The organism is Pseudomonas sp. JAI120, assembly GCF_014207255.1.
Taxonomy (GTDB): Bacteria; Pseudomonadota; Gammaproteobacteria; order Pseudomonadales; family Pseudomonadaceae; genus Aquipseudomonas.
Map to the genome: position 1 here is coordinate 202182 of NZ_JACHCZ010000005.1, position 22764 is coordinate 224945.

Consider the following 22764-nt stretch of genomic DNA (forward strand, 5'->3'; position numbering starts at 1 on the left):
GTTTACAGGTCCAGCAGCCAGCTGTGCTGCGGGTCGTTGTGGAAATGCCAGGCACGCTTGGGGCCGGCCATCACGTTCAGGTAGTAAGACTCGTAGCCATACGGCACGCTGACCGGGTGATACCCCTTTGGCACCACTACCAGGTCGCTGTTTTCCACGGCCATGGCCTGGTCGATGCTGCGGTCGTCGGTGTACACGCGCTGGAACACAAAGCCCTGGGGCGGGTTGATCTGGTGGTAGTAGGTCTCTTCAAGAAAGCTCTGGTGCGGCAGGTCGTCGGTGTCGTGCCTGTGCGGCGGGTAGCTCGACGAATGCCCGGATGGTGTGCGCACTTCCACCACCAGCAGCGAATGGGCCGGATCGGTGTCCGGCAGGATGTCGCACACGTAGCGGGTGTTGGCGCCTTTGCCGCGTACGCTGCGCTTGCAGTGCTCGGGGCGAATCAGGCGTGGCTCGAAACCCGGCGCACCGGGCGCCGCGCACACGGCAATCTGTACGTCGCTCAACGCGGTGACCTGGGCATCGGTACCCGGCGGCAGATAGGCGGCGAACGGCGACTTGTCCTCGAACACCGACTGGCGATCACCGAGGTTCTGCCAGTTGAAGCCCTCGCCTTCGATAGTCACCCGGCCGCTGAGCAGCACCAGGCACAGCTCTTTATCGCCGGCAGTCACCGGCAATGTTTCGCCAAGGCTCAGGCGGTAGGCGGCAAAGCCTACGTATTCCAGGCGGCCCTCTTCCAGGGCGACCATGGTTTGCCCGCGTTTACTGCTCTTTACCAGCAAGCTCATGGTTTGGTCCTCTCGTTGAGAAGCGCACGCAACGTGTCATAACCCTTTTTTGCATAGACATAGCTGGGCGCCACGGCCGGATCCTGCTCGGCTTCCACCACCAGCCAGCCCGCGTATTTCGCGGCCAGCAGCACATCGAGCAACTCGGCAAAATCGATATCGCCGTCACCAGGCACGGTGAAAGTGCCGTTAACGATGCAATCGGGGAAGCTCCACATCTGGTTGCGCGCCAGTTGCACCACGGCTTTGCGCACGTCCTTGAAATGCACATGGCAGACGCGGTCGATATGCTTGCGCAGCACCTCGATGGGTTCGCCGCCGCCCATGTAGCAGTGGCCCGAATCGAACAGCAGGCCGACTTCCGGCCCGGTACGGCGCATCAACTCGTCGATGTCCTGCGGGGATTCGACGTACGCGCCCATATGGTGGTGGTACGCCAGGCGCACGCCCTGGGACAGGGTGAAACGCGCCAGCTCGGTGAGTTTGTCGGCGTAGTCCTGCCAGGCCTGTTCACTGTGGAAACGCGGGCGTTCGATCAGGCGAATGCGCGAGCCCTGGATTGAATCGGCCACTTCGCCGTACACCAACACCGTGGCGCCGTTTTGTTTCAACAGTTCGACGTGGCCGGCGATGGCCTCGATTTCTTCAGCCACCGAGCGACGGGCCAGGCGGCTGGAGTACCAGCCGGAAACCAGCGCCAGGTCATAGGGGCGCAGGACGTCGCCGACGCCCTTGGCGTCCTTGGGGAATTTGCCATTGAGTTCAAAACCTTCGTAGCCGATTTCCTTGCCTTCGCTCAGGGCGGTGCTCAGCGGAGTTTCACCGCCGAGGGCCGGAAGGTCGTCGTTGCTCCAGGAGATCGGGTTGATGCCAATTCGGATTGCGGGCATGGCTGCACCTTTATTATTTTCAGGTATCACTGAGATCTGCTTTCTGCTTTATGTGGGAGGGGGCTTGCTCCCGATAGCGGAGTGTCAGGCAACACTTCTGTAACTGCACCACCGCCATCGGGGGCAAGTCGAATCGTCGCACCGCCCCTCACACATTGGATTGCATTTCAAATTAAGAACTGGGTTTAGCCTCGGGCACTGCGCCAGGCGTTGATCAACTGCTCAAAGGTCGCCTGGACCTGCTGGATCAACGTCTCATCATCAATCTCCCCCGCCATCCACAAACGGCTCGGTTCCTGGAAGATCGTACGGCCCACGGCAAACCCACGGCAGGTGCTGCTCTGGCTGGCCTGCTGGAAGCCGGCGGCCAGGCATTCGGCCGACGCGTTCAGGCCCAGCAACACCACGCCACGGCAGTACGGGTCGCGTTCCTGGATCAGTTCGTCGAGCTTTGTCCAGTCCTCGGCCGACTGTGCCTCGATTTTCCACCACGCCGGGTAGATACCCAGGTTGTACAGGCGCTTGAGGCTGCGATAGAGCACGTCCGGGTAAGTGGACGGATGGTCCTTGGGCGGGATGACTTCCAGCAGCAGCTCATGGCCGCTGGTCACCGAAGCCTCGTACACCGCCTTGAGCTGCGCTTCCTGTTCCAGGCGCAGCATGGGCTCATCGTCGGGGTGGTATTGCACCAGGCACTTGATGATCTGCTCCTGGGGCCAGGCAATCAGGTTGCTGCCGATCGAGCGACCATGTTCGAACGCCAGTGGCCGCGAGTTCTGCACTTCCACCGGGCGGGCGATCCACCAGCCACGACCGCTGGCGGCATTGAGCGCGTCCTGGCCGAAGCGCTGGTCGGCCAACAGGCCCACATCGGCCTCGACGCCCTGCTCGGCGAGCTTTTTCTCCACGCGTTGGATGGCCTGGATAAACAGCTGCTTGATCTCGCTGATGCGGGTCAGGTCCTGGCCGCCGCGTTGCGCCAGGTCCACCAGTTGCCAGCGGTGATCGAAGGCAAAGATGAACAGCTGTTTCCAGGCCTTGCGCGGCACGGTGACGCGGTGCAGGCGTTGCAGGGTCGCGTCCTGGTCGGGCCGGGTGATCGGCACCGGGCTGCTGAACAGGTAATCCAGCTCGGCCGGCGTCGGCATGGCCGGCGCACAGGCGTGGCGCGAGACGACGAGACCGCCACAGGCATTGGCCAACTGGCTGCAACGCTCATCGCTGGCGTCATTGATCCAGCCGCTGAGGAACCCCGACATAAAGGCATCGCCTGCGCCCAGCACGTTGAGCACTTCAACCCGCACGCCCGGGTAGATGGCGCCATCTTCCAGCCGTGCCGGAATCGCACCGTGGATCACCGTGCAGCCTTGCGGGCCGAGCTTGACCACCAGGGTCGCCGGGGTCAGTTCACGCACGGTGCGCAAGGCGGTGAGCAGATCTTCGCTGCCGCCGGCGATCAGGAATTCTTCTTCGGTGCCGACGATCAGGTCGAAACGCGGCAGGATTTTCTGCACATGCTGGCTGACATTCTGGTCGGCGACAAAACGGGTTTCGCCGTCAGCCTTACCCGCCAGGCCCCACAACACCGGGCGGTAGTCGATATCCAGCACGCGCTTGACGTTGTGCTTGGCCGCATAGTCCAGGGCCTGGATGCTGGCCTTGTACACGCCGTCGGTGGAGAAATGCGTGCCGGTGATCAGCAAGGCTTTGCTCGAGGCAATAAAGGCCTCGTTGACGTCCTCGGCGCGCAGGGCCATGTCGGCGCAGTTTTCGCGGTAGAACACCAGCGGGAAGGTTTCGCGGTCCTTGAGGCCCAGCAGCACCATGGCGGTGAGGCGTTCCGAATCGACCTTGATGCCACTGACATCGCAGCCTTCGCGGGCCAGGGATTCCACCAGGAAACGCCCCATATGGTCGTCCCCCACCCGGCTCAACATCGCCGACTTGAGCCCCAGCCTGGCAGTGCCGAAAGCGATATTGGCGGAGGAACCGCCGAGGTATTTGGCGAAGCTGGACACGTCCTCAAGCCGCGCACCTACTTGCTGTGCGTAGAGGTCGACGCCCAGGCGCCCGAGGCAAATCAGATCCAATTGACGCCCACTGGCAAAACGAGTCTGGCCCATGCTGGCTCCTGTTATTTTTATCAGCCTGCGTTGTGCCGCCGTGGCGACGGCAAACGCTCTTGGTGGGAGCAGACTAGAACGTCCGGCGGCGGCAATCAATATTTATTCCATAATTATTTTTAGTGGAATATTTTTTCCAATACGTCAGCATAGGGGCACGCCAGCCGCCGTGCATCGTTTCAGCAGGCCACGCGGGCCGTGATGCCGGGGTATTTTTTTGCGCCTACCCTGTAGACTTGCGCCACCCATCAGCGCACCAGAAGAACACGCCAGAAGGATTGCCCATGTCCCGCACCGATCCCGAGACCACCCTGGAAGACACTATCGCCAGCCCTCCGATCAATGCCGAACGCCTGTTGCAGCTGATCACCGACGAATACGAAAGCCTGCCGCGCCAGCTCAAGCGCATCGCCAGCTACATGAGCCAGCAGAGCGACCGGATCATGGTCGACCGCATCAGCGACATCGCCCGCGAATGCGAAGTGCACCCCTCGGCGATCGTGCGGTTTTCCCAGCGATTCGGGTTCAGTGGGTTCAGTGAGATGCAGGCGCTGTTTCGCGAGGCCTACACCCACAAGACCACGCCGGTGCAGAACTACCAGCAGCGCATTCGCAGCATGATCGCCAACAAGTCGCAGAAAGCCAGCGGCGGCGACCTGGCCCGCGAGTGCGTCAACGCGACCCTGTCGGGTATCGAGCGCCTGGGGCTGGAGCTGGATGATGTGGCGTTTGAAAAAGCCGTCGACCTGGTGGTCAACGCCGACAATATCTACGTGGTCGGCGTGCGCCGTTCGTTCGCGGTGGCCGACTACCTGGTCTACAACCTGCAGCACACCAATAAGCGCATCCACCTGATCTCAGGCCTGGGCGGCAGCTATCGCGAGCAGATGCGCAGCGTGCGTGCCAATGACCTGGTGATCGCCATCAGCTTCACGCCCTACGGCAAAGAGACCCAGCACTGCCTGCGGATCGCCCAGCACCATCAGGCCAAGACCCTGATCATCACCGACAGCAACCTGTCGCCCCTGGCCAAGCGGGCCAACGCGGTGCTGTTGGTGAATGAAGGCTCGTCGTTTGCCTTCCGCTCATTGAGCGCCACCTTGTGCCTGTGCCAGGCGCTGTTTATTGCGGTGGCGTATCGGTTGGAGTTGAAGGTGGACGAGATTCACGAGCAGGTCGGGTTTGATGACTGACCGGCAGTAATTGGGCTAGCGCACGCCCGTGAAAGCGGATCTGCGCCAGGGTCAACGCGGTGTAGCCGATGATGACCGCCGGCGGCAGGATCGCCTCGACGCAGAACTTGCCCAGTGGCTGCAACGTCAGCCCGGCTTGCGCGGCACGCGCACAGAATTCGCCTTCCTCGACACCGGTCGGTAACCACAACACAAAATGCAATCCGGCCTGCTGCCCGCTGATCGTACAGTGGGGTCCAAGGCACTCGAGCAACACATCGCGCCGCGCCTGATACGCCTGGCGCGAAGCCCGCAAGTGGCGCACGAAAGCGCCGCTGCCGAGAAACTCCAGCAACCCCAATTGATCACTGGCCCCCACCGAATGCCCGGTGAGTTGCAGGGTGCGCAACAACGCCGGGCGCAGCGCCTTGGGCACCACCATGAAGCCGACGCGCAAACCGGGGAACAGGTTTTTGTTGAAGCTGCCGCAGTAGATCACCCGGTCATTGGCATCCAGGGATTTGAGCGCCGCCAGCGGTGCGCTGTGGTAGTTGTATTCGCTGTCATAGTCGTCTTCCACCACCCAGGCCTCGGCGCGGGCAGCCCAGTCCAGCAGCGCCAGGCGTCGCGACACCGACAGGGTCATGCCCAACGGTGCCTGGTGGGCCGGGGTGACGTAGGCCAGGCGCGCCGTGTCGGGGAGTTGAGCGGTATCGAGCCCCTCGGCCGTGACCGCAATCGCCTGGACCTCTGCACCCGCCAGCCCGAACAAGCGTCGTGCCGGTGGATAGCCAGGGTCTTCGACGCAGGCCGTGTCACCGGGCTTGAGCAGCGTACGCGCGATCAGGTCAAGGGCGTGGCGAATGCCGGTGGTGACGATCACTTCATCCGCCTCACAGTGCATGCCGCGATAGCTGCGCAGGTAGTCGGCGATCTGTGCGCGCAGTTCCGGCAGCCCGGCGGGATGGCCTGCTTCGAGCGCACCCGGCCCCGCCGATAGCAGTCCCCGGGAAATACAGCGTGCCCAGGCCTTCATGTCAAACAGGCTGGCGTCAGGTCGCCGAGCGACAAAAGGCACATGGCTCTGCACCCCGGACTCGGGGCGATCAACCGCCACTTCGCGACGAGGCATCGCGCGGGGTGCAGGTGCCGCAATGAATTGCTCGGGGATCACCGCACACACCCGCGTACCGGAACCGGCCACGCGCTGTACATAGCCTTCGCTGTGCAGGCGGTCGAACGCCGCCTCCAGCGTGCCACGGGATACCCGCCAGCGTTCGGCGAGGCTGCGGGTGGACGGCAAACGGCTGCCCGCCGGCACCTGTCGGTTCAGGATCGCTGCGCGCAAGGCCTCGTAAGCACCCTGCTGCTTTCCCACCTCCAGGCTGTCGGGACGCGGCAGGTCCAGGGCGGATGGGGTTTTTCCTCGGCTCATAGTGGTCCAATCATGTTCGTCATAAGCGGCCCTGAGGATTAAACCACAATGCCGCTAGAGTGCGGGCTCTCCTCCTCGTGAAGACACCGCCCATGACTCAACGCGCCCTCTCCCCGTGGTTCTGGCTGATACTGCTGACCGTGCTGATCGGCCTGCCACGCATCACCCTGGACATGCACCTGCCCGCCCTGCCCGCCATGGCCGATTACTTCCAGACCAGCGACAGCCAGTTGCAGTTGACCCTCACGCTGTACACCTTCGGTTCGGCGATCTCCCTGCTGATTAGCGGCCCGCTGACCGACCGTTTCGGCCGCCGTCCCGTATTGCTGGCGGGACTGTTTCTGTACGTGCTGGCTACCGTGGCCTGCGCCCTGGCCGACAGCATCGGTGTGCTGATCATCGCCCGCCTGTTCCAGGCCCTGGGCGGGTGCTGCACCACGGTGATCGGTCGGGTGATCGTGCGCGACTATTTCGACCGGGATGAACAGGCGCGCCTGCTGGGCCTGATTTCCATGGCCATGGCCGTGTCACCGATGGCCGCTCCGGTGCTTGGCAGCCTGATGCTGCCCTTCATCGACTGGCGCGGCCTGTTTGTGCTGCTCGGCGTGATCGGCGCAGTGCTCTACCTGGTGGTGTATCGCCGCCTGCCCGAAACCCGCCCGGCCGATGTCGCCGCCGCGCCGCCGAGCAACCTGCTACGCCTCTACGGTCAGTTACTGCGCGACCGCTATTTCCTGCGCTATTCCCTGGCGATCGGCTGCGTGTACAGCACCTATTTCCCGTTTATCAGTGAGTCTTCGGCGCTGCTGCAGCGGGGCTTCCACCTGTCTGCCACGGCGTATGCGCTGGTGTTCGCGGCGACCATCAGCGGCTACATGCTCGGCGCGAACCTGTTCCGCAGGCTGGTGCGGCGCTTCGAGCCGGACCGGTTGATCAATGCAGCCATCGGCTTGAACGTGCTGGGCAGCGTGATCCTCGCGGTTGCCACCACCGCTATGCCGGGGGAATGGCTGGCGATCGTGCTGCCGATGCTGGTGATCATGGTGTCGGTGGGGATGGTGATTCCGGCGTGCCAACTGTCGGTGTTGCAGCCGTACGGCGCGATTGCAGGAACCGCGTCGGGGTTGTTCTTCTTTACCCAGATGTTCCTCACTGCCGTGAGCAGTTGGGCCACCGGGCTGCTGTCCGACGGTACCTCGCAGCCGCTGGTGATCATGACCGCCGTTGCCAGCGCACTGTTGGTAGCAACCTGGCTGACACTCTACAAACCCAAATGTGGGAGGGAACTTGTCCCCTCCCACATCGGGCCGAGCTGAGCCCGGGATCAGTGCATGAAAATTGCAATCAGGATGATGACCGGGATCGGCACGCCGAGGAACCACAGAAGTAATGAGCGCATGGTGTTCTCCTTGAATTAACGAACGTAGGTTTCGGTTTCGACGTACACCACGGCATCGCGGCGACGGCCACCAAAGGTCGCAGCGAAGCTGGCAAAGAAAGCGCCGATCAACAGTGCGACAAAGGTCCACAGCGAGGTATAGGCAGCAACTTTCGCGGCCGTATCAGCGGCTTGCTTGGCTTTGAGCTTGGCGTCTTCGACGGCTTTACGGGCATCGCCGTAGACTTTGTCGATACGCGCTTCGGCATCGGCCTGGCTGAGGTTGGTGCGCTGGCTGATCAACTGGGCCAGGTAGGCACGGTCTTCAGCGGCGAGTTGGCCGTCGTTGCTCAGGGTGCGGGTGAAGATGCGTGCAACCACGCCATGGGCAGCGTCATCACTGACGGCGACCGGGCGATCATCACGAAACAGGCTGTCGACGTAGTAGTCAAAGTCGCCGCCGTTGACGCCTTTGGCTGCACTGCCTGCGGCTTGTGTGACACCGCTGGCCGCGCCCGCTGCCACGCTGGCACCGGCTTTCACACCGCCGCTCACGACACTGCTGACCGAACCGACCACCAGCACTGCGGTGATCAGCGTGGCAACCGCCCAGGCCAGGAAACCATGGGCGGTGTCGCGAAAGTACACCTCATCGCCATGCATATTGGCCCACTTCACCCGCAACCGGCCGGCGATATAACCGCCCAGGCCCGAGGCAACGATCTGGGTAAACGCCAGCCAGATAATCGTGGAAATGCCAAGCCCCTTGGCGCTGATACCGCTGTCGGCCCACGGCGACACCGCCGAAAAACCCAGGCCGAAGCCCAGCAATACCAGAATCAGGGATAACGCAGCCGCCGCAGCGGCCCCGGCAAAGATAGCCCCCCAGGAAACCCCGGAGCGCGCGCTCGACTCTTGCAGCATGGATGACGATGTGATCATTGTTGTTGTGCTCCCGGCAGGAAAAATAGTGTTACAAGTCTCAAAAGGGACAGTGCAGGCAGCATGCCAGTCGCGCCAAAAATTAAACTACTTATATTTCAACACGTTAAGTAAATTGAACTTGCCTGAACCATGCAACTTGCAAGAAATGGCTGTGGCAGGCGGGCGTAATGCATTCCCTGTGGGAGACGGATTGTCCCCGGCCGGTACCCGCCATGAAACTTGTGTCAGTTTTGCCAACATGAAGTTTTATTTAGGAAGCGTTCAGCCATTTCTTGGCAAAATGCCCCCACTTCTAGTGTGAATCGCTCACCAGGTAATCCTATGACCCGCATTTTGACCATCGAGGATGATGCCGTAACGGCCCGCGAGATCGTCGCCGAGCTGAGTAGCCATGGACTGGACGTAGATTGGGTGGACAACGGCCGCGAAGGCCTGGTCCGCGCCGTGAGTGGTGATTACGATCTGATCACCCTCGACCGCATGCTGCCGGAACTCGATGGCCTGGCCATCGTCACCACCCTGCGCACCATCGGGGTATCGACGCCGATCCTGATGATCAGCGCCCTCTCCGACGTCGACGAGCGCGTGCGCGGCCTGCGCGCCGGGGGTGATGACTACCTGACCAAGCCCTTCGCCTCGGACGAAATGGCCGCCCGCGTCGAGGTGCTGCTGCGCCGCAAAAGCACGGTCAAGGAATTCGAGACTGCCCTGCGCGTGGCCGACCTGGAATTGAACCTGATCAGCCGCGAAGCCAGCCGCGCCGAACAGCCGCTGAGCCTGCTGCCCACCGAATACAAACTGCTGGAATTCCTGATGCGCAACACCGGGCAGATCCTGTCGCGGATGATGATCTTCGAGGAAGTCTGGGGCTATCACTTCGACCCGGGCACCAACCTGATCGACGTGCACATCGGCCGCCTGCGCAAGAAAATCGATCCACCGGGCCTCCCGCCGCTGATCCGCACGGTACGAGGTTCCGGTTATGTCATTGCTGAACCCCTCTAAAGGCTGGCGTTCTTCCAGCAGCCGCCTGCTGGCGCTGTACAGTTCGTTGTTCGTGGCCTGGAGCTGCATCCTCATGGGGGTGCTGTATTACGAGGTGTCAGGTTACCTGGGCGACCTGTCGCGCCATTCCCTGATGCAACGCCAGCACCTGTTCCAACGCTTCGACGGCGAAGAACTGTTGGAAGCGTTGACCACCAGCATGACCTTCGACATGAAGGGCGTGGACGCCTACGGCCTGTTCGATGAGCAGTTCCGTCCCTTGAGCGGACCGATCCGCGCGATTCCGCCCGACCTGCCGCTGGACGGCAAGATCCACGCCCTGGCCAACTGCGTCGACTCCGACGACCCCAAACTGCCCAAGGACAGCTGCGACGCCGTCGCCAGCCACACCGACGACGGCCGCTGGCTGGTGCTGGTGCGCGCCAATGGCTCGCTGTTCGGTGTGACGCGGATCATCTGGCATGCCCTGCTGTGGGCGCTGTCCCTGACGATTATCCCCGGCGCCGCCGGCTGGCATCTGTTGCGCCGCCGCCCGCTGCGCCGGATCCGCGGGATCCAGGCCAGCGCTGAAGCCATCGTCGCCGGCGACCTCACCCACCGTTTGCCGCTGTCCAACCGGCGTGACGAACTGGACATGCTCGCCGCCATCGTCAACGCCATGCTCGACCGCATCGAAAAGCTGATGAACGAGGTCAAGGGCGTCTGCGACAACATCGCCCACGACCTGCGCACCCCGCTGACCCGCCTGCGTGCGCAGCTCTACCGCATCCGGCAGGAGGCCGAGCAGGACTCAGGCTACGCGGTGAAACTGGACGACGCCATCGCCGAGACCGACACCTTGATGGCGCGCTTTCGCGGGCTGCTGCGTATCTCCGAGCTGGAAGACCACCAGCGCCGTTCCGGCTTCCTGGTCATGGACCCGCTGCCGCTGCTGCGCGAGTTGCATGATTTCTACCTGCCCCTGGCGGAGGAAGGCGAATTGCAGCTGCGCCTGGAAACCCCGGAGTCCCTGCCATGGATCACCGGCGACCGCGCCCTGTTGTTCGAAGCCCTGGCCAACCTGCTGAGCAATTCCATCAAGTTCTCCCCACCGGGCGGCGAAGTGATCCTGCGCGGGCTCAACGATGCCGGCAGCACGCGCATTGAAGTGCACGACTCCGGGCCGGGCATACCGGCAGCCGAGCGCGATGCGGTGTTCCAGCGCTTTTATCGGGTGGATGAAAGCGACCAGCAAGGCGGGTTCGGGTTGGGTTTGTCGATTGTGGCGGCGATCATCAACTTGCATGGGTTCAAGTTGGAAGTCGGCACCAGCGAGCAAGGCGGTGCGCGCCTGATCCTGGAGTGCCGCCAGCAACTGATGCCCGAAGCCTGATCCATCAGCCAGTTAGGTCAAACGGTGGGAGGCGGCAAGTCGAATCGTCGCACCGCCCCTCCCACATTAGTCTTGCATTGCCTGGTAGATCGGATCAGGCCGGGAAGTTCGCGCGCAACGCTTCCAGGCCGCCGCTGTATACACCGGCAAAGAGCTCTTCCACCGCCGCCTCCGTCGTACCCGCCGCCGGGGTAAACACACCAGACCACGTCACCTTCGCCGACGACTCAGTCAACGCCTCAACCCGCAACGTTGCCAGGTACGCGCTCACCGGAAACGGCGACACTTCAATGGTGTAGCTGTAAGTACGCCCGACGTTATCGAAGGTCTGCAAACGCTCGACGATCACACCACCGTCGGCGGTCGTCAGATGGCGCACGCGGCCACCTTCACCGGGCTCGCTCTTGACGATAAACGCAAGCCAATCCGGCAGGCTGTTGAAGCCGCCGACCAATTGCCAGACCTGATCGGCCGATACAGGGATTTCAATTACGCAAGAGGCAGTTGCCACGATAAATACTCCACACAATAAAAAAGAATTCAGATCGCCATGCTGTCGACGACACCGCCATCGACCCGCAACGCGGCACCGGTGGTGGCCGAAGACAAGGGTGAAGCAATGTACGCCACCAGGTTCGCCACTTCATCCACATTCGCCGCACGCTGGATGATCGACGTGGGCCGCGCATTGCGTACAAACACATCGGCCTCGTCCCGCGCACTGCGTCCGGACTGGGCCGTGGCGTCCTTGAGCATCTGCTCCAGGCCGTCGGTAAACGTCGGGCCTGGCAGCACAGCGTTCACCGTCACCCCCGTACCCGCGAGGCGCTTGGCCAGGCCATGGGACACCGCCAGGTTGGCGCTTTTGGTCACGCCGTAGTTGATCATGTCCGCCGGTGTCGCCACGCCGGATTCCGATGACAGGAAAATCACTCGCCCCCAACCCTGCCCGACCATGCCCGGCACGTAATGCCGCGCCAGGCGCACGCCGGAGATCACGTTGACCTCATAGAAGCGCGTCCACTCGCTGTCCGGGGCGTCGAAGAAATCCACAGCGTTGAAGATGCCCAGGTTGTTGACCAGGATGTCGGCACGAGGTTCGGCAGCGAACAGCTTTTCGGCGCCTTCGGCCGTGCCAAGATCCGCCACCAGCCCGCGCAGGTCCGCGCCCGGCACCGCCTGGCGAATGCTCGCCAGCGCATCGTCGACCTTGCCGACTTCACGCCCGATCACCACCACGGTGGCGCCGGACTGCGCGAGGGCATGGCTGATGCCCAGGCCGATACCGGCGGTGCTGCCGGTGACGATGGCTACTTTTCCACTTACATCGATTTTCATCATGAACTCCTGAATTCAACGTGGCAGTGGTGCACGGTCCGAAATCAAGCGGGCATCGCGCAGGGCCTGCCAGAAGGCAGTGGGGATTTTTTCTGACAATGCCGCGACGTCTTCGGCAATCCGCCCCGGGCGACTGGCTCCCGGAATTACAGCAGCCACGGCGGGATGTGCCAGGGAAAATTGCAGTGCTGCCGCTTTTACGCTCACGCCGAATGCCTGGGCAATCGTCTTGATCTGCTCGACCTTGCTGATGATCGCCGGGCTGGCTTGCTGGTATTCGAAGTGCGCGCCACCGGCCAGGATGCCCGAACTGTAAGGGCCACCGACGACGATCTCGACGTTCTGCGCCTGGGCTGCGTCCATCAGCCGTTGCAAGGCGCGCTCATGGTCCAGCAAGGTGTAGCGGCCGGCCAGCAGGAAACCATCGGGTTGGGCTTCGCTCAGGTCCAGGGTCAGCTCACATGGCTCGACGCGGTTCACACCCAGGCCCCAGGCCTTGATCACACCCTCTTCACGCAGGCGGGTGAGCACTTTGAACGCGCCGGTACGCGCCTGGTTGAAGTATTCCAGCCACTGGTCGCCGTAGAAGTCCTGGGCAATGTCGTGAATCCACACGATGTCCAGGCGATCGGTTTGCAGACGGTTCAGGCTGTCTTCAATCGAGCGCAGGGTGGCGTCGGCGCTGTAGTCGTTGAGCATCTTGTTCGGCCGACCGTGTTCGAACACGCCGCTTTTCTCGCCAAGGTCGCGGGCGCTGTCTTCAACTTCGTCGAGGATCAGCCGGCCGACCTTGGTGCTCAACACGTAGTCATCGCGGTTATAGGTCGACAGGGCCTGGCCCAGGCGAATTTCCGCGAGACCCGAGCCGTAGAACGGCGCGGTGTCGAAGTAACGCACCCCGTGGTTCCAGGCAGCCGCTACGGTGGCCTGGGCTTCCTCCTCGGGAATGGCGCGGAACATATTGCCCAGCGGTGCGGTGCCAAAGCCCAGTTGGCCGGGCAGTTTGTCTTTCAGGCTCATGATGGATCCTCAATCGGGTTCAGGGTCGCTGTGACCGTTGAGCAGATCCTAGATTGCATAGATCAGACCGTCCAAGACATACTGCGACGAACTTGAGTCCTTGAAGGTCTTACATGATCGATCTACGCCAACTGCGCTACTTCGAAGTGGTCGCCGAAGAAGAACACGTCGGCCGCGCCGCCGAGCGCCTGCACATTTCCCAGTCGCCCCTGAGCCGGCAAATCGCCCAGCTCGAAGAGCGCCTGGGCCTGACCCTGTTCGAGCGCAGCCAGCAACGCATCCGCCTGACCCGCGACGGCCAGACCTTTCTCGCCGAAACCAAGGCCCTGCTGACCCACGCCAATCGCCTGGAATCCCTGGGCAAACGCCTGGGTCGGGGTGAAGAAGGCGGCCTGTGCATCGGTTACATCGAGAACGCCATGCATGCCGGCGTATTGCCCAATGCCCTGCGCGTCCTGCGCGATGACCGGCCCGGCGTGCACATCAAGCTCTACAACCTGCCGTCCCTGGAACAGCTCGAAGGGTTGCGCCAACGCAGCCTTGACGTCGCCCTGGTCGGTGAGCCGCCCGCTGTCGATGACCCGGACCTGACCGCGCGGCAAGTCTTGGACGATCCGATGCTGCTGGCCTTGCCCGAGCATCATCCTCTGGCGCATCAACACGAACTGCTGCCCGCCCATCTCGCCGAGCAGCAATGGATCGGCGTGCAACGCAAACCCGGCGCCGGCCCGGCCGATGACTTCGTTGCCGCGTGCATCCGTGCCGGGTTCACCCCGCAGATCCCCATGGAAGCCAGCGAGCCGTTTACCGCACTGGGCCTGGTCGCCTCCGGGCTGGGGGTGGCGATGGTGCAAAAAGGCCTGAGCCGCAATGCACCGCCCGGCGTGGTCCTGCGCGAACTGCCGTGGCTGACCTACACCACACCGCTGTGGGCGGCATGGCACCGGATCAACCTGCGGCCGTTGGTGGAAACCTTCCGCAAGGTACTCACCGAACCCCAAGAATGATGACTGCCACCTGATGCCGGTCGGCTAGACCCATTCCCTCAGGCGGTACCACAACATCCCCAACGCCAGCAGCGGCGAGCGCAACGCCTTGCCGCCAGGAAAGGTCATGTGCGGCACCTGGCTGAACACATCCAGGCCCTGGCTGTGGCCCGCGTGTATGCCTTCGGCCAACAGCCGCGCGCACCAGTGCGTCACGTTAAGCCCATGCCCGGAATAGCCCTGGGCGTAGAACACGTTCGGGTACTGCTGCAGCCGCCCGACCTGCGGGAAGCGATTGGCGGTGATACCGATCTTGCCGCCCCACTGGAACGCGATGGCGGTGTCGGCCAGTTGCGGAAACACCTTGAGCATCTTCGGTTGCATATAGGCGGCGATGTCCCGCGGATCGCGCCCGGAGTAATGACAGGCACCGCCGAACAACAGGCGGCGGTCGGCGGAAAGCCGGTAGTAATCCAGGCCGACTTTCTGGTCACACAGGGCCAGGTTTTGCGGGATCAATGCGTGGGCGACGTCTTCAGGCAACGGCTCGGTGGCGATGATGTAACTGCCCGCCGGTAGCACCTTGCCGCTCAGGCGCGGTTCCAATTCTTCCAGATGGGCATTGCAGGCCAGTACCAGACTGGCGGCGCTTACCGTGCCGCCAGCGCAACGTACCTGCACCGTGTCGCCGTGAACCAGCGCCAGCACTTCGGTGTGTTCAAAGATCCGCACCCCCAGGGACTCGGCCACCTGAGCCTCGCCGAGCACCAGGTTCAACGGGTGCAAGTGCCCGGAGCCCATGTCCACCAAAGCGCCGGCATACTGCGTCGAATCCACCACTTCGCGGATAGCCTGCGGGCCCGCCAGACGGATCTCATGGGCATACCCCAGGCGCGCCAGGCTGTCCTGCTCGTCCTTGAAGGCGGCGAACTGCGCCGGGGTATTGGCCAGCTCGGCAAACCCCCAGCGCAAGTCGCAGTCGATTCCGTGCTCGCGAATGCGCTCGCCCACCAGCGCCACCGAGTCGATACCGGCGCGCTCCAGGTAACGCACACCCTCCTCGCCCACGTACTTGGCGAACCCCGACACATCGTGGCCGATGCCGCGAATCAACTGCCCACCGTTGCGCCCACTGGCGCCCCAGCCGATACGCCGGGCCTCCAGCAGGATCACCGAGAGCCCGCGCTGGGCCAGTTCGATAGCGGTATTGACGCCGGTAAAACCACCGCCGATCACACAGACATCGGCGCTCAGGTCGGCGCCCAGTGACGGGCGCTCCGGCATGGCATTCGCGGACGCAAGGTAGTAGGAACGCGCGTGGTCACTGGCTTGAATCATTTGTTGGTCTTCACTTTGCTCCAGGCGCGCGTCATCAGGCGCATGGTCGCCGGGGTCGGCGTGGTGGAAATATAGAGTTTGTCGAGCACGGCCTGGGACGGGTACACCTCAGGGTTGTTCACCAGTTCCGGGTCCATGAACGCCTTGGCCGCCGGATTGGCGTTGGCGTAACCGACCGAGGCGCTGACCTTGGCGATCACTTCAGGGTCGAGCAGGTAATTGATAAAGGCATGGGCCTCTTTCGGGTTACTCGCATCGGCCGGGATGGCCAGCAGGTCGAACCACAGGTTGGAGCCTTCCTTGGGAATCGAGTAAGCGATATTCACGCCGTTCTTGGCTTCCTTGGCGCGGTTGGCCGCTTGGAATACGTCACCTGAATAGCCGAACGCCACGCAGATATCACCGTTGGCCAGGTCTGAAATGTACTTGGAGGAATGGAAGTAGGTGATGTACGGCCGCAGCGTCAACAGCTTGGCCTCGGCCTGCTTGTAGTCCTCGGCATTCTCGCTGCGCGGGTCCTTGCCCATGTAGTTGAGGATCGCCGGGAACAGCTCATCCGCCGAGTCGAGGAAGGCCACGCCGCACTGGTTGAGCTTCTTGATGTTCTCCGGTTCGAACAGCACCGCCCATGAATCGATATGGTCGATGCCCAACACCTGCTTGACCTTGTCGACGTTATAACCGATGCCGTTGGTACCCCACAGGTACGGCACCGAGTGCGCATTGCCCGGGTCGTTTTTCTCCAGCAGCTTGAGCAGCTTGGGATCAACGTTCTTGAAGTTGGGCAACTGCGAACGGTCGAGCTTGAGGAACGCGCCGGCCTTTACCTGGCGCGCCAGGAAGTGATTGGACGGCACCACCACGTCATAGCCGGTGCGACCGGCGAGCAACTTGCCCTCCAGGGTTTCGTTGGAGTCGAATACGTCGTAGATCACCTTGATCCCGGTCTTGGCCTGGAAATCCGCCAAGGTGGTCTCACCGATGTAGTCGGTCCAGTTGTAGACGCTCACCGTCGGCGCGGCCTGGCCGGCACTGCTGAACGCGGCCACCAGGGCCAGCGGAAGAAGCTTGTTCACAAGACGCATATCGACACCCCTTTGGTTTTTTTTAGACGCTCAACAGCAGGAACTCACGCTCCCAGGAACTGATCACACGCTTGAAATTCTCGTGCTCGGCGCGCTTGACCGCGACGTAGCCGCGCACGAACTTGTCGCCCAGGTATTGCTTGACCGTGTCGCAGTCTTCCATCCGCGCCAGGGCATCTTCGAGGGTGAACGGCAGGCGCAGGTTGCGGCGCTCATACGCGCGGCCTTCTACCGGGGCGCTGGGTTCGATCTGTTCGATCATCCCCAGGTAGCCACACAGCAGACTAGCGGCAATTGCCAGGTAGGGATTGGCATCGGCACCCGGCAGGCGGTTTTCCACGCGCATCGCGTCCGGGCTTGAGGTGGGCACACGCAGGCCGACCGTGCGGTTTTCTTCACCCCACTCCACGTTGACCGGCGCCGAGGTGTCCGGCAGGAAGCGGCGGAACGAATTCACGTTGGGCGCGAACATCGGCAACAGCTTGGGGATGTACTTCTGCAAGCCGCCGATATGGTGCAGGAACAGCGGGCTCATCTTGCCATCGGCGTCGACGAACACCGGTTTGCCCGTGGCGATCTCCACCACGCTCTGGTGCAGGTGCATGGCGCTGCCGGGCTCGTCGGCCACCGGCTTGGCCATGAAGGTGGCGGCCACGTTGTGCTTGAGCGCGGCTTCGCGCAGGGTGCGCTTGAACACGGTGATCTGGTCGGCCAGGTCGAGGGCATCGCCGTGGCGGAAGTTGATTTCCATCTGCGCCGGGCCGTCTTCATGGATCAGCGTATCGAGGTCCAGGCCCTGGGCTTCGCACCAGTCGTAGACGTCTTCGAACAGCGGGTCGAACTCGTTGGCGGCATCGATGGAAAACGACTGGCGCCCGGTTTCGGCACGCCCGGAGCGGCCAATCGGAGTTTTCAGCGGCAGGTCGGGGTCTTCGCAGCGCTGGGTCAGGTAGAACTCCATTTCCGGCGCGACAATCGGCTGCCAGCCCTGGTCGGTGTAGAGCTGCAGGACTTTCTTCAGCACGTTGCGCGGCGACAGTTCGATGGGGTTGCCGTGCTTGTCGAAGGTGTCGTGGATCACAATCGCGGTGGGCTCGATGGCCCACGGCACCACGTAGGTCGCGTTAGATACCGGGCGGCAAATCATGTCGATATCGGCCGGGTCCAGCAGGTCGTAGTAGAGCTCATCGTCGACAAAGTCCCCGGTTACCGTTTGCAGCAACACACTTTCCGGCAGGCGCATGCCTCGCTCATGCAGGAACTTGTTGGTGGGCGCAATCTTGCCGCGTGCGATGCCAGTCAAATCACTGATCACGCATTCGACTTCGGTAATCTTGTGTTCTTTCAGCCAGGCGGACAGCTGATCGAAGGGGGCGTTCATAAGGACCTCGTCATGGGGTGGGTGCTGCGCCGGCTTGTACTCGCGGCGCATTGAGGTCTATCTTGAGCCAGCCTTCACGGGCCATCTATCCACTTTGCACGCAGCACAACGCACCAATAGAGTGCGCACGGATCACCCATGACACAGGCAACCGCTTTGCGCGTACAGGCCTTCACCACCGGTGACGTGGCCGCCCAATGCAGTGCGACACCCGGTTGGGTGCAGCAGTACCAGCAGATGTCCCCCGGGCATTTTGCCGGGCGCATCCGCTACCTCGACCTGCAAGGTGTCGAGGTCTACGAAGAGAGCATGAACACCCGCGTGGAGCAGCACTTCAACGCACCACCGGGCGCGTTGGCGTTCTGTTTCGATGGCAGCGACAACGCGCTGTACCTGCTCAATGGCGAAAGCCGCAACACCTGGATCACCCCGGAAAACTACCGCGAAGTGGCGGTAGTGTTCGGCCCGCAATTCGTGCAGCGCCACGGCCTGGATATGGAGACGCTGGAAGGCCTGTTCATGGCGCCGCTGACCTGTCAGCAAAACGCGCTGTTCAGCCGCTGGCTGAGTGGCACGCTGACGCGCTTGTCCACCTTGACCGACCCGATCAGCCGCGACGCCCTCACCCAGCAATTGCTCGACGACTGCCTGTTCATCCTCGACAACGCCTGCGTGTGCCTGGACCGCAGTTCATTGCAGCGGCGCAGCGAAGAGCGCCAGTTGATGGCACGCATAGGCGAGTGGGCGGCGGATGCGCCGGACGAAACCGTCAATCTGTTGGAACTGGCTCGGATCGCCGGCGTGCCGCTGCGCCAGTTGCAGCAAGGGTTCAAGACCTACACCGGGATGAGCCCGGCGCAGTGGTTGCGCTTGCGCCGGTTGAATGGGGCACGGAGGGAGTTGCTGAGCAGTACCGGAACAACCGTGGCCGAGGTGGCGATGAACTGGTCGTTCTGGCATTTGGGGCGGTTCTCTAACAGCTATCGAGCATTGTTCAAGGAACTACCCAGCGAAACTCTAAAGCACTCACTTTGAAATGCATCTGAAAATGTGGGAGGGGCTTGTCCCCTCCCACATTGGATTGCATTTCAAGGCTGGGATTTTAGGAAGGTTGAGATTAGCTGGTTAACCCGCTCCGCCGCTTCCAACTGCACCATATGCCCCTGCCCCGGCAATATCTCCACCTGGGCCTCCAACCCCTGGGCATGGCCGGCCGGGATGATTGCATCGTCACTGCCCCAGATCACCAGGCTCGGTTGCTGCCCCACTACGCTGCGCAAATCCAGGCGCTGGCGCCCACCCTCAAACAACTGGGTATTGAGCTGACGAAGCGCCTGGTCCACCCCTTCCAAGCGCTTGAACTTGAGCATGTCCTCCAGCATCTGCCGCGTCACCAGCGTCGGGTCGCTGAACAGTTGCACCAGTTGCGGCTTGAGCGCGTTCCGGTTATTGGCCTCGGTGAACCCTTGCAGGTAATCGCCATTGATGTCCGCCCCCAGCCCGGCGCTGGCGATCAGGGTCAGCGAGGCAACGCGCGCCGGAGCCTGACGGGCGACCGTCAGGCTGACCAACCCGCCCATGGAGTGCCCGGCCAGGTGCACGCGGTCGAGCTTGAGGTGATCGAGCAAGGCCAGCACGGCCTGGCTCAGCTCCTCGGCGTCACCCGCTTGCAGATGCTTGCCCGACTCGCCATGCCCTGGCAGGTCCAGGGCGATCACCCGGCGCTCGGCGGCCAGGGCCGGTTGGTTGAACAGCCAGTTGTTCAAGTCGCCGCCAAAGCCATGCACCAGCACCAGCGGCGTACCGCCCTCACCCAGGTCGAGATAGCGCAACAAGCGCCCGCCCACCTCGATCTTCTGCGCACTCGGCCCGGTTGCTTCGGCTTCGGCGCTGCTTGAGACGAACCCGGCGTTGAAGCTTTCGATCACCGCATCGATCTCGGCCTCACTGGCCTCACCTTCCACCACGACCCCCAGCAGCGCGCCCACCGGCAAGGTCTCGTCGCTCAGCGCCAGCACGCGGCGCAACACACCGCTGAACGGCGCCTCGACACTGCTGGAGATCTTGTCGGTCTCGACGTCCAGCACTTCTTCGCCCTTTTCCACCCGGTCGCCGGGCTGCTTGAGCCAGACATCGATGCGACCTTCGGTCATCGACAGCCCCCACTTGGGCATGGTCAAGGTATGGATCATGCGGCATTCCTCTTGTCGGCGATCTTCAGCACGGCGGCCTCGATCTTCGCGGCGTTGGGGATGTACAGGTCTTCCAGCGCATCGGAAAACGGCACCGGGGTGTGCGGCGCGGTGACCATCTCGATCGGCGCGCGCAGGAACGAGAAGCCCTGCTGGGCCACCAACGCACTGATGTCGGTAGCGATGGAACAACGCGGGTTGGACTCGTCGATCACCACCAGGCGCCCGGTTTTCTCCACGCTCTCAAGGATGCTGTCTTCGTCCAGCGGGCTGGTGGTGCGCAGGTCCAGCACCTCACAGTCGATGCCCTGGCGCGCCAGGTTAGCGGCGGCTTCCAGGGCGACATGCACCATGCGCCCGTAGGTCACCAGGGTCACGTCGCGGCCTTCGCGCACAAAGTTGGCTTCGCCGAACGGCACGGTGTACAGCTCTTCCGGCACCTCACCCTGCAGGCTGTAGAGCATCTTGTGTTCGAGGAAGATCACCGGGTCGTTGTCGCGGATCGCCTGGATCAACATGCCCTTGGCGTCATACGGCGTGGCCGGGCACACCACCTTGAGGCCGGGAATGTGCGTCCACATCGACGTCAGCATCTGCGAATGCTGGGCGGCGGCGCGCAGGCCGGCGCCATACATGGCGCGCACCACCAGCGGCGTGGTGGTCTTGCCGCCGAACATGTAGCGAAACTTGGCGGCCTGGTTGAGCAACTGGTCGAGGCAGCAGCCGATAAAGTCGACGAACATCAATTCGCACACCGGACGCATGCCGCGGGTGGCGGCGCCGACGGCCATGCCGACGTAGCCGACTTCAGACAACGGCGCATCGAGTACCCGGTCTGGAAACTCCGGGTACAGGCCCTTGGTCACGCCGAGCACACCGCCCCAGGCGTCCTGCTCGCCGGGGGAGCCGGTGCCGCCGGAGACGTCCTGGCCAATGATGAACACACTCTGGTCCCGGCGCATTTCCTGGGCCAGGGCTTCGTTGATTGCCTGCTGATAGCTGATTTTGCGAGCCATGAGATTCTCTCCGAGTCTTGTTGTTATTAGCGGTAGGCGACGTAGACATCGCTGAGCAGGTCGGCGGCCTGGGGCTTGGGATCGGACTTGGCCAGGCGCACGGCGTCGTCGATCAACTGCGCGACCTCGCCGTCGATACGTTCGAACTGAGCCGCGTCAAGCCAGCCTTCGGCACTGCAGCGCTGGCGGAACAGTGCGAGGCAGTCGTGGGATTCGCGCAGGTTCTTCACTTCATCCGGGCCACGATAGGTTTGTGCATCGCCTTCAAAGTGGCCGTAGAAGCGACTCAGCTTGACCTCCACCAAGGTCGGCCCCTCGCCTTTGCGCGCACGCTCCACGGCCACGCCCAGCGCCGCGTGCACGGCGAAGAAGTCATTGCCATCGACAATCACCCCCGGCATGCCAAAGCCCACCGCCCGTTCGGCAATGTCCTTGCACGCCACCGACCAGCCGGAACCGGTGGCCTCGGCATAGCCGTTGTTCTCGGCGACGAACAGGCACGGCAGTTTCATGATCGACGCCAGGTTCATCGCCTCGAACACCGCGCCCTCGTTGGAACCGCCGTCGCCGAAGAACGCCACGGCCACACCCTGGCTGCCCTTGAGCTTGGAGGCCAGGGCAGCGCCTGCCGCCAACGGCGCACCGGCACCGACAATGCCGTTGGCGCCGAGCATGCCCTTCTCCTGGTCGGCGATGTGCATGGAGCCCCCCTTGCCGCCGCACACGCCGGTTTTCTTGCCGTAGATCTCGGCCATCATGCCGAACACATCCACGCCCTTGGCGATGCAATGGCCGTGGCCACGGTGGTTGGAGGCGATGCAATCTTCATCGTTGAGGTGCGCCATGACCCCCGCGGCGCTGGCTTCCTGGCCGGCATACAGGTGCACGAAACCGGGGATCTCACCGGTGGCGAATTCCACATGCAGGCGCTCTTCGAAATCCCGGATGGTGCGCATCACGGTGTAGGCATGCAGCAATTGATCGGTGGACAGGTGAGTGGACATCTTGTTGTTCTCCAGGTTGTCTCGACACACAAAAGGCTGGCTGCGGCCAGCTGTAAGCGGTTCAGCACAGGCTGTGCCAAGGCGTACAAAAACCTGGCAAAGCCTTGACCCAGAGCAGTTCCGCACGGTTGTGCCGCTGCGCGATGCCAGCGCAGAATGAGACCCGGCATTGCAACGTGCAGGCAGCGTCTCAGGCGAATTGAGACGCTGCGTCTCAGCCTCGGCAGTTGGTCAGGCCAGCCTTGTCCGTCGACGCCCATAAGCGCTTAATGGCGGGCATAACAACAAAGATC

General features: G+C 62.7%; 21 protein-coding genes. 7 read left to right on the forward strand and 14 right to left on the reverse strand.

What is annotated here, in order from left to right; genetic code table 11:
- Window positions 1–2: 2 nt before the first annotated feature.
- The 3 genes from iolB to iolC all read right to left on the reverse strand — a co-directional run bounded on the left by iolB (window position 3) and on the right by iolC (window position 3804).
- Window positions 3–791 carry a 5-deoxy-glucuronate isomerase gene (iolB, locus tag HDC32_RS24705; RefSeq protein WP_184745869.1) on the reverse strand — a complete coding sequence of 263 codons (789 nt, stop codon included), beginning with the start codon at window positions 789–791 and terminating at the stop codon, window positions 3–5.
- Window positions 788–1681, reverse strand: coding sequence for a myo-inosose-2 dehydratase (gene iolE, locus HDC32_RS24710; RefSeq protein WP_184745871.1), 894 nt, complete (start codon window positions 1679–1681; stop codon window positions 788–790). The genes iolB and iolE overlap by 4 nt, the downstream gene beginning before the upstream one ends.
- A gap of 185 nt (window positions 1682–1866) precedes the next feature.
- A complete protein-coding gene (iolC, locus tag HDC32_RS24715) occupies window positions 1867–3804 on the reverse strand; it encodes a bifunctional 5-dehydro-2-deoxygluconokinase/5-dehydro-2-deoxyphosphogluconate aldolase (RefSeq protein WP_131700208.1) in 1938 nt (645 codons plus the stop codon).
- A 284-nt stretch (window positions 3805–4088) separates the two neighbouring features.
- On the opposite strand from iolC, the gene HDC32_RS24720 reads away from it, so the two are divergent.
- Complete coding sequence (locus HDC32_RS24720) at window positions 4089–4997, forward strand: MurR/RpiR family transcriptional regulator (protein ID WP_017136418.1); 909 nt, start codon at window positions 4089–4091, stop codon at window positions 4995–4997.
- Here HDC32_RS24720 and HDC32_RS24725 read toward each other — a convergent pair.
- Complete coding sequence (locus HDC32_RS24725) at window positions 4927–6411, reverse strand: PLP-dependent aminotransferase family protein (protein WP_145337256.1); 1485 nt, start codon at window positions 6409–6411, stop codon at window positions 4927–4929. The genes HDC32_RS24720 and HDC32_RS24725 overlap by 71 nt on opposite strands.
- A gap of 92 nt (window positions 6412–6503) precedes the next feature.
- Here HDC32_RS24725 and HDC32_RS24730 point away from each other — a divergent pair, with 92 nt between their 5' ends.
- Complete coding sequence (locus HDC32_RS24730) at window positions 6504–7727, forward strand: multidrug effflux MFS transporter (protein WP_184745873.1); 1224 nt, start codon at window positions 6504–6506, stop codon at window positions 7725–7727.
- Between the two features lie 98 nt (window positions 7728–7825).
- Here the strand turns inward: HDC32_RS24730 and HDC32_RS24735 are convergent, their stop codons facing one another.
- A complete protein-coding gene (locus HDC32_RS24735; RefSeq protein WP_167655442.1) occupies window positions 7826–8731 on the reverse strand; it encodes a hypothetical protein in 906 nt (301 codons plus the stop codon).
- Between HDC32_RS24735 and HDC32_RS24740 the strand changes: the two genes are divergently transcribed.
- Genes HDC32_RS24740 through HDC32_RS24750 form a run of 3 tightly spaced genes read left to right on the forward strand, consistent with a single transcriptional unit; the run spans window position 8712 to window position 11111 of the window.
- Window positions 8712–9035, forward strand: coding sequence for a hypothetical protein (locus HDC32_RS24740; protein WP_184745875.1), 324 nt, complete (start codon window positions 8712–8714; stop codon window positions 9033–9035). The two genes, HDC32_RS24735 and HDC32_RS24740, sit on opposite strands and share 20 nt — an antisense overlap.
- A 20-nt stretch (window positions 9036–9055) precedes the next feature.
- Window positions 9056–9739 (forward strand): response regulator transcription factor, encoded by a 684-nt coding sequence (locus HDC32_RS24745; protein ID WP_122539638.1) that lies wholly within the window; start codon window positions 9056–9058, stop codon window positions 9737–9739.
- Window positions 9717–11111 carry a HAMP domain-containing sensor histidine kinase gene (locus tag HDC32_RS24750; RefSeq protein WP_131700203.1) on the forward strand — a complete coding sequence of 465 codons (1395 nt, stop codon included), beginning with the start codon at window positions 9717–9719 and terminating at the stop codon, window positions 11109–11111. The genes HDC32_RS24745 and HDC32_RS24750 overlap by 23 nt, the downstream gene beginning before the upstream one ends.
- A gap of 94 nt (window positions 11112–11205) precedes the next feature.
- Here HDC32_RS24750 and HDC32_RS24755 read toward each other — a convergent pair whose 3' ends face one another.
- The 3 genes from HDC32_RS24755 to HDC32_RS24765 are packed head-to-tail and all read right to left on the reverse strand — an operon-like array spanning window position 11206 to window position 13469.
- Window positions 11206–11622 (reverse strand): SRPBCC family protein, encoded by a 417-nt coding sequence (locus HDC32_RS24755; RefSeq protein WP_184745877.1) that lies wholly within the window; start codon window positions 11620–11622, stop codon window positions 11206–11208.
- Window positions 11623–11651: 29 nt separating this feature from the next.
- Window positions 11652–12449 (reverse strand): SDR family NAD(P)-dependent oxidoreductase, encoded by a 798-nt coding sequence (locus HDC32_RS24760; protein ID WP_184745879.1) that lies wholly within the window; start codon window positions 12447–12449, stop codon window positions 11652–11654.
- Between the two features lie 15 nt (window positions 12450–12464).
- Window positions 12465–13469: an aldo/keto reductase gene (locus HDC32_RS24765; protein WP_184745881.1), complete on the reverse strand. Its 1005-nt coding sequence runs from the start codon at window positions 13467–13469 to the stop codon at window positions 12465–12467.
- 113 nt (window positions 13470–13582) lie between these two features.
- On the opposite strand from HDC32_RS24765, the gene HDC32_RS24770 reads away from it, so the two are divergent.
- The gene (locus HDC32_RS24770) at window positions 13583–14476 is read left to right on the forward strand and encodes a LysR substrate-binding domain-containing protein (RefSeq protein ID WP_131700199.1); all 894 of its coding nucleotides are present in this window, start codon (window positions 13583–13585) and stop codon (window positions 14474–14476) included.
- A 24-nt stretch (window positions 14477–14500) separates the two neighbouring features.
- Here HDC32_RS24770 and HDC32_RS24775 read toward each other — a convergent pair whose 3' ends face one another.
- The 3 genes from HDC32_RS24775 to HDC32_RS24785 are packed head-to-tail and all read right to left on the reverse strand — an operon-like array spanning window position 14501 to window position 18259.
- Window positions 14501–15793 (reverse strand): FAD-binding oxidoreductase, encoded by a 1293-nt coding sequence (locus tag HDC32_RS24775; protein ID WP_184745883.1) that lies wholly within the window; start codon window positions 15791–15793, stop codon window positions 14501–14503.
- Window positions 15790–16878: a polyamine ABC transporter substrate-binding protein gene (locus HDC32_RS24780; protein WP_167655437.1), complete on the reverse strand. Its 1089-nt coding sequence runs from the start codon at window positions 16876–16878 to the stop codon at window positions 15790–15792. Before HDC32_RS24780 ends, HDC32_RS24775 begins: the two co-directional genes overlap by 4 nt.
- Window positions 16879–16900: 22 nt before the next feature.
- On the reverse strand, window positions 16901–18259 hold the full coding sequence (locus HDC32_RS24785) for a glutamine synthetase family protein (protein ID WP_131700196.1): 1359 nt from the start codon (window positions 18257–18259) through the stop codon (window positions 16901–16903).
- A gap of 138 nt (window positions 18260–18397) precedes the next feature.
- Between HDC32_RS24785 and HDC32_RS24790 the strand changes: the two genes are divergently transcribed.
- Window positions 18398–19294 carry a helix-turn-helix domain-containing protein gene (locus tag HDC32_RS24790; RefSeq protein WP_145337246.1) on the forward strand — a complete coding sequence of 299 codons (897 nt, stop codon included), beginning with the start codon at window positions 18398–18400 and terminating at the stop codon, window positions 19292–19294.
- A 53-nt stretch (window positions 19295–19347) separates the two neighbouring features.
- Here HDC32_RS24790 and HDC32_RS24795 read toward each other — a convergent pair whose 3' ends face one another.
- The 3 genes from HDC32_RS24795 to HDC32_RS24805 are packed head-to-tail and all read right to left on the reverse strand — an operon-like array spanning window position 19348 to window position 22471.
- A complete protein-coding gene (locus tag HDC32_RS24795; protein ID WP_184745885.1) occupies window positions 19348–20451 on the reverse strand; it encodes an acetoin dehydrogenase dihydrolipoyllysine-residue acetyltransferase subunit in 1104 nt (367 codons plus the stop codon).
- Complete coding sequence (locus HDC32_RS24800; RefSeq protein WP_131700193.1) at window positions 20448–21467, reverse strand: alpha-ketoacid dehydrogenase subunit beta; 1020 nt, start codon at window positions 21465–21467, stop codon at window positions 20448–20450. Before HDC32_RS24800 ends, HDC32_RS24795 begins: the two co-directional genes overlap by 4 nt.
- Before the next feature lie 26 nt (window positions 21468–21493).
- A complete protein-coding gene (locus tag HDC32_RS24805) occupies window positions 21494–22471 on the reverse strand; it encodes a thiamine pyrophosphate-dependent dehydrogenase E1 component subunit alpha (RefSeq protein ID WP_131700192.1) in 978 nt (325 codons plus the stop codon).
- Window positions 22472–22764 lie beyond the last annotated feature (293 nt).

Excerpts from the sequence above, each read along its gene's own strand:
- HDC32_RS24750 (WP_131700203.1), top strand. The coding sequence starts at position 9,717 with ATGTCATTGCTGAACCCCTCTAAAGGCTGGCGTTCTTCCAGCAGCCGC.
- iolE (WP_184745871.1), bottom strand. The coding sequence starts at position 1,681 with ATGCCCGCAATCCGAATTGGCATCAACCCGATCTCCTGGAGCAACGAC.
- HDC32_RS24770 (WP_131700199.1), top strand. The coding sequence starts at position 13,583 with ATGATCGATCTACGCCAACTGCGCTACTTCGAAGTGGTCGCCGAAGAA.
- HDC32_RS24725 (WP_145337256.1), bottom strand. The coding sequence starts at position 6,411 with ATGAGCCGAGGAAAAACCCCATCCGCCCTGGACCTGCCGCGTCCCGAC.
- HDC32_RS24765 (WP_184745881.1), bottom strand. The coding sequence starts at position 13,469 with ATGAGCCTGAAAGACAAACTGCCCGGCCAACTGGGCTTTGGCACCGCA.
- HDC32_RS24745 (WP_122539638.1), top strand. The coding sequence starts at position 9,056 with ATGACCCGCATTTTGACCATCGAGGATGATGCCGTAACGGCCCGCGAG.
- iolB (WP_184745869.1), bottom strand. The coding sequence starts at position 791 with ATGAGCTTGCTGGTAAAGAGCAGTAAACGCGGGCAAACCATGGTCGCC.
- HDC32_RS24800 (WP_131700193.1), bottom strand. The coding sequence starts at position 21,467 with ATGGCTCGCAAAATCAGCTATCAGCAGGCAATCAACGAAGCCCTGGCC.
- HDC32_RS24805 (WP_131700192.1), bottom strand. The coding sequence starts at position 22,471 with ATGTCCACTCACCTGTCCACCGATCAATTGCTGCATGCCTACACCGTG.
- HDC32_RS24740 (WP_184745875.1), top strand. The coding sequence starts at position 8,712 with ATGGATGACGATGTGATCATTGTTGTTGTGCTCCCGGCAGGAAAAATA.
- HDC32_RS24730 (WP_184745873.1), top strand. The coding sequence starts at position 6,504 with ATGACTCAACGCGCCCTCTCCCCGTGGTTCTGGCTGATACTGCTGACC.
- HDC32_RS24790 (WP_145337246.1), top strand. The coding sequence starts at position 18,398 with ATGACACAGGCAACCGCTTTGCGCGTACAGGCCTTCACCACCGGTGAC.
- HDC32_RS24735 (WP_167655442.1), bottom strand. The coding sequence starts at position 8,731 with ATGATCACATCGTCATCCATGCTGCAAGAGTCGAGCGCGCGCTCCGGG.
- HDC32_RS24720 (WP_017136418.1), top strand. The coding sequence starts at position 4,089 with ATGTCCCGCACCGATCCCGAGACCACCCTGGAAGACACTATCGCCAGC.
- HDC32_RS24780 (WP_167655437.1), bottom strand. The coding sequence starts at position 16,878 with ATGCGTCTTGTGAACAAGCTTCTTCCGCTGGCCCTGGTGGCCGCGTTC.
- HDC32_RS24795 (WP_184745885.1), bottom strand. The coding sequence starts at position 20,451 with ATGATCCATACCTTGACCATGCCCAAGTGGGGGCTGTCGATGACCGAA.
- HDC32_RS24775 (WP_184745883.1), bottom strand. The coding sequence starts at position 15,793 with ATGATTCAAGCCAGTGACCACGCGCGTTCCTACTACCTTGCGTCCGCG.
- iolC (WP_131700208.1), bottom strand. The coding sequence starts at position 3,804 with ATGGGCCAGACTCGTTTTGCCAGTGGGCGTCAATTGGATCTGATTTGC.
- HDC32_RS24760 (WP_184745879.1), bottom strand. The coding sequence starts at position 12,449 with ATGAAAATCGATGTAAGTGGAAAAGTAGCCATCGTCACCGGCAGCACC.
- HDC32_RS24785 (WP_131700196.1), bottom strand. The coding sequence starts at position 18,259 with ATGAACGCCCCCTTCGATCAGCTGTCCGCCTGGCTGAAAGAACACAAG.